This window comes from Caldicoprobacter sp. (genome assembly GCF_047459465.1).
Lineage (GTDB): Bacteria > Bacillota > Clostridia > Caldicoprobacterales > Caldicoprobacteraceae > Caldicoprobacter.
The window spans coordinates 1-1,800 of sequence record NZ_VSCO01000220.1 but is presented as its reverse complement, the minus strand read 5'-3'; the positions used below and the strand labels follow the sequence as shown (position 1 = coordinate 1,800).

General features: G+C 47.6%; 2 protein-coding genes and 2 pseudogenes. All 4 read left to right on the top strand.

Annotation, left to right across the window (positions count from 1 at the left end; genetic code table 11):
* A pseudogene (locus tag FWJ59_RS09535) lies at nt 1–322 on the top strand (tRNA threonylcarbamoyladenosine dehydratase); the annotation flags it as partial.
* A gap of 235 nt (nt 323–557) precedes the next feature.
* Nucleotides 558–1,001 carry a SoxR reducing system RseC family protein gene (locus FWJ59_RS09530; RefSeq protein WP_414481691.1) on the top strand — a complete coding sequence of 148 codons (444 nt, stop codon included), beginning with the start codon at nt 558–560 and terminating at the stop codon, nt 999–1,001.
* Between the two features lie 16 nt (nt 1,002–1,017).
* Nucleotides 1,018–1,347 (top strand): thioredoxin, encoded by a 330-nt coding sequence (gene trxA / locus FWJ59_RS09525; RefSeq protein WP_414481690.1) that lies wholly within the window; start codon nt 1,018–1,020, stop codon nt 1,345–1,347.
* Between the two features lie 145 nt (nt 1,348–1,492).
* Nucleotides 1,493–1,800 (top strand): annotated as a pseudogene (locus FWJ59_RS09520) (serine hydroxymethyltransferase); the annotation flags it as partial.

The window sequence follows — 1,800 nt, the reverse complement described above, 5'->3', positions numbered from 1 at the left end:
AACCGCTTTCAGAGTGGCGGATATATACCAGACCTCTGTGGACCCTATCGCTAAAGTCATGAGGCGTGAGCTAAAAAGGCGGGGCATAGATAGCTTGAAGGTGGTGTATTCCACCGAGCCACCCATAAAGCCGCGGTATACTTCTACCGATTCTGCCGTTGCTGGCCATCCTGAGGTGATGGGAAAGGCAGGGGATTCTACCGCTCAAGTGAAGGAGCGCAAGCATCCGCCGGGCAGCATTTCCTTCGTCCCACCGGTGGTGGGGTTTATCATAGCCAGCGAAGTGGTAAAGGACCTCATCGATTGGCCCCGATGCGTCTAAATCTTTTGGTGTAAGGAGACGAGTGGCAGATTAAAGCTTGACTGGTTTAATTAGAAGGCCGTTTCGTATAGGAAAGCCGGTTAGAGCCCAACGGTATTCCTGAAGTGCGCAGCTGGACCTCGCTTTACGTCGCAGTATGACGCAACACAAAGGGATATAGATGGCTTGTTTAACATTTGTGTCTAGTCGATGGGGGTGTATCTATACAACTTTGTGCAGATGAGGATGATGCAGGATGAGGGAAGTGGGAGAAGTAATTCGAGTAGAAGGCGATAGAGCAATAGTGCGCATCCAGAGGAGCTCGGCATGCCGGCATTGCGGGGCCTGCGGATTGGGAGCCAGCTCTGATGAGATGCTGCTCACCCTACCCAATAGCCTGAATGCCAAGCCCGGTGATATGGTGGAGCTGTCCATAGAATCGGTGCATTTGCTCAAGGCCTCCGCCATAACCTACTTGATACCCCTGGCTGCATTGATTCTGGGGGTGATTGTGGGGTATGTATTGGGTGGATACCTGGCAGTGGACCGGCAGCTGGCAGGAGCGGTACTGGGACTTGCCTTTACCGGATTGGCATTTATGCTCATACGCACTCTCGACCCTGTCTTTAAAAGGAGCAACAATTTTACACCTACTATGGTAGCTGTATTAAATGTGAATAATAATAAAGATAATAAATGAGAAAGGGGAGTTGAATATGGCCAGTGAAAATGTCATTACGTTAACTGCTGAGAACTTTGAGAGCGAAGTATTGAAGTCCAACATACCGGTGCTGGTGGATTTCTGGGCACCTTGGTGTGGACCGTGCAGGATGATTGCACCCATCATCGATCAGTTGGCGGATGAATACGCGGGAAAGATAAAGGTTGGTAAGGTAAATGTGGATGATGAGGGGCAATTGGCTCAAAAATATGGGATTATGAGCATACCTACCCTGTACTTCTTCAAAAACGGCGAGGCTGTAAACCAGTTGGTAGGCGTAAGGCCTAAAGCCGAGCTTGAAAAAATAATACAAACCGTTTTATAAAAAGATCGGATTTTCCGATCTTTTTTTTTGCAAAAAACTTGCCAATTTTCCAAGTTATCATTATAATGGATATAAAATTTGGACGGCCTTTTATTTGTATAAATATTCAATAAATCCATTTTAATTAAGGAAGGTGTCTTGTAGCATGGTTGATTTGAAGGAGATATACAACGTTGATCCTGAAGTAGCGCAGGCCATGGAAAATGAGCTCAAGAGGCAACAGGACCACATAGAGCTCATCGCGTCAGAAAATTTTGTCAGCTTGGCTGTTATGGCAGCCATGGGTAGCCATCTTACTAATAAGTATGCCGAAGGGTATCCCGGTCGCCGCTATTATGGCGGTTGTGAGTTTGTTGACGTGGTGGAGAGCATCGCCATCGAAAGGGCAAAAAGGCTTTTTGGAGCTGAGCACGCCAACGTTCAGCCCCATTCAGGGGCTCAGGCTAACATGGC

What these genes read in the sequence shown, in the direction of transcription:
- FWJ59_RS09530 (WP_414481691.1), top strand. Translation starts at nt 558, where the DNA reads ATGAGGGAAGTGGGAGAAGTAATTCGAGTAGAAGGCGATAGAGCAATA.
- trxA (WP_414481690.1), top strand. Translation starts at nt 1,018, where the DNA reads ATGGCCAGTGAAAATGTCATTACGTTAACTGCTGAGAACTTTGAGAGC.